This window comes from Neomoorella stamsii, from assembly GCF_002995805.1.
In the GTDB taxonomy this organism is placed as follows: Bacteria; Bacillota; DSM-521; order Neomoorellales; family Neomoorellaceae; genus Neomoorella; species Neomoorella stamsii.
Genome location: NZ_PVXL01000026.1, coordinates 81,118 through 87,536, shown reverse-complemented (window position 1 = coordinate 87,536; position 6,419 = coordinate 81,118). Strand labels below are relative to the sequence as shown.

Here is a 6,419-nt window from a genome sequence, read left to right as displayed (position 1 = left end):
GGAAGTTCCCGTCCTTGACTATTTTGGCTATTATCCCGGCGTCTTTGCGGTCGTTCTTGGTGGGGGAGTTACCTACTTCCTCTTTCCGCCTTTTGACGTGATAGGGGTTGACTATCACTACCGTATAACCCTGCTCCTGGAGAAACCATGCTAAGGGTTTCCAGTAGTGGCCTGTGGGTTCCATGCCGATTACTACCTTTGTTGCCCTGGCTTTTTCTTTGGCTTCTTCCATTTTTGCCACTAGACGATAATAGCCTTCTTTGCTATTATGAAACTTGAAGGGTTTGACCACATCCAGTTCGATTTGGTTATAGATCCGAGCCCAGTGGTTATGTTTGGCTACGTCGATACCGACAATTATCACATCGCCATGGACCAGTAATTTCTTTTGCACCTCATTCATTCGGTTTCTCGCCTCCTGGTTGGTTTGTTTGTTTTGGTCTATTTTCTTTTTACCAGGAGGCTTTTTATTGGCAACACCTACGTTACATCATTACAGGAATGCTTCTATATTATTTAACACTCTAAAAGTGCTGTGAGAAACCCAGCAAACTACAGTTAACCGTAGGCAAAAACACAGTGTAAAATAAAAGTTGACGTTTTATATTCTGAGCCACCGCCGTCATCTTTACCTGTTCATCTACCGCAGCCAGGGCATAGCTCCTGGCCCGGCCCAGGCCATGATGTTCTTTGGCTTCCGCAAAGGTGTGCTCGATACGGATCCGGTAACGATAGGTACGGCGGTATTCACTGCTTTGCTTTAACGTTCGGGCCAGGTTCCTGGCCCTCGCTATCCGGATACGTTCTTTCCGCTTGCTATACATTAAAAGGTGGCAAGTCCGCGTTTCCAGGTCGGTAACGGCCCCAACCGTACGTCTTCTATGGGTACCAGGGGGTACCAGTTTTAAGTAAATATCTTCTCTCTGTTATGCTATACAGCCTTTTGTTTTTACCTCTTCCCTCTCGCTTGGCACTTTTGTGCCCATAGCAGCCTATACTAATAAACATCTAACAATGCATCAACCCCTCCCTCAAAAAGAGCCCTGATGGTAACAGCACACGCACCGTAAAAACCGGTATCCCTTCGCATAGTTGATAGTTCAATTTTCACCTCCCGCACTAGCTCTGGAAAAGCATGTTTTTCCACACTTTCTCTCAATGGTTCTAGCAAAATGTTGCCCGCTTCAGCCAGTATACCGCCAATAAAAATTGCTTCTGGATTAAAAACATTGATAATGGCTGCTACACCTTTGCCAATATACCAACCTGCCTGCTGTATTAGCTTCCAGGCATATGAATTAGCTTCATTAGCATGGGCAATAATATCCTCGATTGTAACGTAACCCTTTTCCTTCCATACTGCTTTTAAGGTATCTTTTGGGTTATATAATGCAAGTTCATTATTGGCCTTGTGTACCAATGCCGGTACCGCATACAAACTCTCGAGGCAGCCATTATTACCGCAGTTGCAAAGAGGGCCGTTTTCAGCTATCACAAGGTGACCGATTTCGCCGGTATAACCTTTAAATCCATAAGCTAGCATACCATTAAGAATAATACCCGCACTGATACCCTCGCCCAAGTTAATGTAGGCCATATTTTTAGTGTCTTTGCCAAGGCCAAAACTATATTCAGCCAATGCTGCCGCATTGGAATTATTTTCAACAAAGACCCTTATCCCAATCATTTCCTGTAACCATTTTTCTATTGGAATATTACGCCATTTCTTACCCAGATTGGGCGAACGTTTCACTACCCTTGTACTAATGTCCACTAATCCGGGGTAGGCCACTCCCATACCGAAGATTTTTTTCTTATCAACGCCGCTTTCAATAATCATTTTTTTTGTTTCATCGGCAAGCAGAGCTAGTCCCCGCTGGGGATCTGTCATGTCGATGCTGTATTGCTTAATTATCAAGGGTTCAGCACCGAGGTTCACCATCCCCAAAGTGGTATTGTTTCTTGTTATTTCAGCTCCAAGTATATAACCGGAAGCCGGATTAAATTGTAATTTGACAGGACGCCTTCCACCGCTCGATTTTCCTAATCCTTTTTCAATAACGTAACCTAATGCTACTAGATCCCGTACAATACCTGTTATTGCTGCCGGTGTAAGACCAGTTAACTTAGCCAATTGCTGTCGAGATATAGTATTATGCTCCCTGATAATATTGAGGATGCTGATCCTGTTTAGCTTTTTTACTAACTGCAGGTTGCTTACATCATTGCCCATATATTTATTGTTCTTCCCCTCAACATACACTACCTAACTAATCAGGCAAGCGTCTTATTTAATTTAATTTATTTTATTTTATTTTTCCAGGGTACTTTTAGCTCTACGGAGGGTATCATTTGTAAGTTTAATACCCTTCTTTTTTAACTCTGTTTATTTATTCGACGTCCATTATGATATTCCTGCTGGGGTTGCAAAGGTTTTATAAAATTTTTTGAGGGCAAAATAATAAGCCCCTCTCGTTATTATAACGGGAGGTGCTTATTTAACTGCTCATATCTATCTACCCGGCACAACCACCAATGAATTGGTTAAAGGCTATTTCCGTGCTAACCAGGGGCATACTCTAAGGAGCGAGGGAAATCTCTTTATAAATAGGCAAATATATCTCCACGTCCCTGACGACGTAGCCGGTCCTGCCACCGTCGCGCATGATCTGGGTGCAGCGGCTGCAGGCTATGCAGACCTGGCGCTCATCCAGCTGGCCATTGATAAGCAGGTCCCGAGCGAAATCGGGATAGGCGAAGGCCAGCCTCCCGGCACCAGCCAGGGTTGCTGCGCCGCGGGCGATATTTGCGGCCGCCGCGTGGCCGAAAAACTGCCGCAGCCAGCTGTAGCCGCTGCCGACCACGGCCAGTCCAGGTTCGGCCTCCTGTATTTCCCGGGTAATCTTAAACATCCGGGCGACGCTCTCCAGGGGATGCTCCGCTGGCAGGTCGGCCCCCTTGGGTGGTATATCAAAGGGGTGGGTCACTTCCGGGTTGGTATAATAAGGATTGCCGGCCGAAATGCTGACCAGCGCTAACCTTTTCCTTGAGTAGGCGCACCAGCTTGATGGGTTCGGAGAGGTCATGCCGGGTACTATAGTCTAATAAAGGATAATTTAATGGCATATCCTGGTAACCATTTCTGGCGATAATTCCGACATATACACTTATAAGCCGGTGTTCCGGTACTCACGGCAGGCCTATTGTGGATGCCTATCGGCAGACGAAAGCAGTGGCCGTACCGGTTCTTGTGCCGTTATCTTCATCCGCCCATCCTTACGGCTAATGACCAGGTAGCGCTGCCATTCCGGGTCCCGGCGGGATACCGGGGTAACATCGGTTGCTTTAAGAAAACGCAGGTGGGGGCCGCGGCTCTCATCCCGCTGCAGGGCCGCCCGCAGGATCATTTCTGCCACCAGGAGCATGTTTTCGTTCTCCAGGGCGTAGACCAGGCCGTGCTCGTCGACCTGCTGCGCCAGTTTCTGCAGCCCGGATAGCTTTTCTAGGCCCAGCCGCAGCCCCTCCTCTGTCCTCACTACGCTGGCCACCCGGTTCATCAGATCCTGCAACCTCTGCCGCAACTCCCCGGCCGGTATGTCGCCTTTATCAAGCATATTCTGCGTCCGGGCAAGAAATCCCTCAATCTCGACCGCCGGCACTTCTACAGGGGGTACGCTGACGGCTTCTCTGGCCGCCTCTTCCCCGGCCAGGCGGCCAAAGACCTGGCCGTCCAGCAGTGCGTTGCCCCCCGGTCTGTTGGCCCCGTGCTGGCCGCCGGCCACCTCTCCGGCAGCATAAAGGCCGGCAACAGCCGTCCTGCCGGCCTGCCTGATCTTGACACCACCCTGGAAGTGCTGGATGCAGGGTGCTACTTGAACCTTTGCTCCGGCCTCCAGGTCCAGCCCCCTCTCTTTTAGCCAGGCGATACTTTCGGGATTAATTTCCCTCAGGCGATGTAAAGGACTGGCCAAGCGCCTTTCCATCCCCAGGTCAACAGTAACTTCACTAAAATAACGCTGGCGATTTTCTTCCACCAGTTCGTCCCATTGGAAGCCGGCAGGGTTCCGGCTGTAGTCCAGGTAGACTTTACGCCCGGCAGCGATTTCCTGGTAGACTGCCACGTCAACAATATGCGTGGGATGCTCGTAGGTAACCGGCCAGCTTGCTCCCTTGCGGAACAGCAGGTTCATTACCACCCTGGCCGGGGTACCCGGCGGGAAATAGCGTCCCAGGAATTCTTCGCCCCGGTCGTTAACTAACCGCGGCAGGGCGCGCAGCATGCTCCCGGAACAATTTAATTTAGTCTTCAGGGAGGCCAGGCCGATCTGGATAAACTCCATATTGACCAGCTCCGCGCCGGCGGCATAAGCCAGGGCGTAGCCGTCACCGGTCATGCCGCCGGGAAAAACATTGGTCCGGTAAACCTGGCCCGCACCGCCGGTCGCCAGGATGACTGTCCTGGCGGAGATAACTTTCAGCGCGGCAGCCGGGTCGTGGCGCCGGCGGGTATCCAGGGCCAGGGCGCCGATTACCCTTCCCTGGCTGGTAATTAACCGGGCGACCATGGTAAAATTCAGGACCTGCACCGGCAACTGGCGCAAACGTTCTACCAGGGCTGCCTCAATATGAATAGCCGTCCTGGGGCCGGTATAGCAGGCCCGGGGGAAGTCGGAGCCATCGGTTACAAACTGGCGTGCCTTTCCCCCCTCCTTCACGAAAGGAACACCCAGGGCATCCAGGTAGTTAAAAGCAGTTTCAGCTTCCCGGGCTAACGTTACGGCCAGGTCCCAGTCAGAAACCAGGCCGCCGAGGCGGTAAATATCTTCGGTATGGTAGCGCCAGGCGTCCGGCCCTCCCGGAGGGGTATGGGGTAAGGTCGCGTGGAAGGCCATGCGGTCGGAGCAGGCCGTGGCCGTCACCCCGCTCTTGCCCAGCATTCCCTTGGTGGCCAGGATCACTTTTAAAGCCGGGGTATACTCCTGGGCGGCAATGGCTGCCCGCAGGGCCGCCCCGCCACCGCCGACTACCAAAACATCGCAAGTATATTGCTCCATATTTAAATCTACCCCATCTTTAGTTTGCCTTCCCGTTCCTTTTGCCAGTAATCAAAGACAGTTTTCTACGGGATAAGCACTGCCTTAACGGCTTCCCTGCTGGCCATAACTCTTAAAGCCTCATTAACCCGGGCCAGAGGGAAACGGTGGGTAATCATGCGGGCAAAAAGCTCAGGCCGTGCCAGGATCATGGCCATGGCCCGGTAAACATGGCGGGTGTCGCTGACCCACACCCCTTGTAAACGGATATTGCGCCGGGCCAGGTGCTGGTAACCGTCAAAGGCGAAGGTCCCTCCCGGCTGGCCAAAACCCACGCTGAGGACCGTCCCCCCGGGCCGCACCAGGGTAATGGCTTCCTGCAAAGCTGCAGCATTACCCGCAGCCTCGACGACCAGATCGGCGCCGCGACCGTGGGTCAGGTCCAGAATTATCTGCCGCCGCTCCTCATCCTGGACTGCATGGCGGTCCAGGGTAACAGTCGCCCCGAATTGCCGCCCCATTTCCAGGCGTGTTTTAGAGCCACCGCTCACGATGACTGTAGTTGCTCCATAGGCCCGGGCAAAGGCTACGGCAAACAGGCCTAAAGGCCCGGGTCCGATAACAACCACCGTGTCGCCAGGTTCGGGACGCACCAGGTCGAAGCCGTGGGCCGCTGTAGCCCCTGAACAGGAGGCCGCCACCAGCACCGCGGGGTCAACTCCCGCCGGCACCCGGAATATGTCCGCACCGGGCTGCAGAATGATATATTCGGCATAACATCCGTTTAAATACGGCGGTTCGGTAGTGGAAATATTAATCCCCTGGACGACCCGGTTGGGGCATAAAGACGGTTCCCGCAGCACGGCGCAGTAGTAGCAGTGGCCGCAGGAAACACCCCGGTTCCAGAAAATAAGGTCGCCCTCCTTCAGTTCTTCACCTTCTACCGTTAGCTTTTTTCCTTTAATGGCGGCCACCTCGCCAACGCCTTCGTGGCCCAAAATCATAGGTAACTTGACGCGCGGGTCCTCTCCCTGCCAGATGTGCAGGTCAGAGCCGCAGATACCGGCGGCTTTTATTTTTACCAGCACCTGCCCCGGCTCCAGGTTGGGAATGTTTATTTCCCGTGCTGCCAGAGGTTCATTAAACACTTCTAAAACATAGGCTTGAGCTTTCATGCTATTCCCCCGTGTTCTGCCATGTATGCTGCCAGTACTTGTTTCAAGTAGAGCACTTTTTCCGGCGGGGCGCCGTAGGGAACAACGTCGCATCCCAGGATAAACCCGCCGCCAGGTGCTCCTTTGGCCAGGACTTCCCTGGCCTGAACAGCAATCAGCTCTTTGGGACCGGTCTCCATACCCGTGCCTGGATGCTGCCCCGCAGGACGAT

General features: G+C 52.6%; 7 protein-coding genes. All 7 read right to left on the bottom strand.

What is annotated here, in order from left to right; translation table 11 throughout:
* Window positions 1-403: IS110 family transposase (locus MOST_RS04685; RefSeq protein WP_129588656.1), on the bottom strand; the 403-nt coding region annotated here is incomplete at its 3' end.
* A gap of 121 nt (window positions 404-524) precedes the next feature.
* Window positions 525-824 carry a transposase gene (locus tag MOST_RS04680; protein ID WP_054936517.1) on the bottom strand — a complete coding sequence of 100 codons (300 nt, stop codon included), beginning with the start codon at window positions 822-824 and terminating at the stop codon, window positions 525-527.
* Window positions 825-997: 173 nt separating this feature from the next.
* Window positions 998-2,233 carry an ROK family transcriptional regulator gene (locus MOST_RS04675; RefSeq protein ID WP_054936516.1) on the bottom strand — a complete coding sequence of 412 codons (1,236 nt, stop codon included), beginning with the start codon at window positions 2,231-2,233 and terminating at the stop codon, window positions 998-1,000.
* 346 nt (window positions 2,234-2,579) lie between these two features.
* Window positions 2,580-3,086, bottom strand: a complete 507-nt coding sequence (locus tag MOST_RS04670; RefSeq protein WP_153060774.1) for a hypothetical protein — start codon at window positions 3,084-3,086, stop codon at window positions 2,580-2,582.
* Between the two features lie 114 nt (window positions 3,087-3,200).
* Entirely contained in the window at window positions 3,201-5,054 is a 1,854-nt protein-coding gene (locus MOST_RS04665) for an FAD-binding protein (protein ID WP_054936514.1), read from the bottom strand.
* Between the two features lie 65 nt (window positions 5,055-5,119).
* Window positions 5,120-6,208, bottom strand: a complete 1,089-nt coding sequence (locus MOST_RS04660) for a zinc-binding dehydrogenase (RefSeq protein ID WP_054936513.1) — start codon at window positions 6,206-6,208, stop codon at window positions 5,120-5,122.
* On the bottom strand, window positions 6,205-6,387 hold the full coding sequence (locus MOST_RS04655) for a hypothetical protein (protein WP_054936512.1): 183 nt from the start codon (window positions 6,385-6,387) through the stop codon (window positions 6,205-6,207). The genes MOST_RS04660 and MOST_RS04655 overlap by 4 nt, the downstream gene beginning before the upstream one ends.
* Window positions 6,388-6,419: the final 32 nt, after the last annotated feature.

What these genes read in the sequence shown, in the direction of transcription:
- MOST_RS04680 (WP_054936517.1), bottom strand. Translation starts at nt 824, where the DNA reads ATGTATAGCAAGCGGAAAGAACGTATCCGGATAGCGAGGGCCAGGAAC.
- MOST_RS04675 (WP_054936516.1), bottom strand. Translation starts at nt 2,233, where the DNA reads ATGGGCAATGATGTAAGCAACCTGCAGTTAGTAAAAAAGCTAAACAGG.
- MOST_RS04670 (WP_153060774.1), bottom strand. Translation starts at nt 3,086, where the DNA reads ATGACCTCTCCGAACCCATCAAGCTGGTGCGCCTACTCAAGGAAAAGG.
- MOST_RS04665 (WP_054936514.1), bottom strand. Translation starts at nt 5,054, where the DNA reads ATGGAGCAATATACTTGCGATGTTTTGGTAGTCGGCGGTGGCGGGGCG.
- MOST_RS04660 (WP_054936513.1), bottom strand. Translation starts at nt 6,208, where the DNA reads ATGAAAGCTCAAGCCTATGTTTTAGAAGTGTTTAATGAACCTCTGGCA.
- MOST_RS04655 (WP_054936512.1), bottom strand. Translation starts at nt 6,387, where the DNA reads ATGGAGACCGGTCCCAAAGAGCTGATTGCTGTTCAGGCCAGGGAAGTC.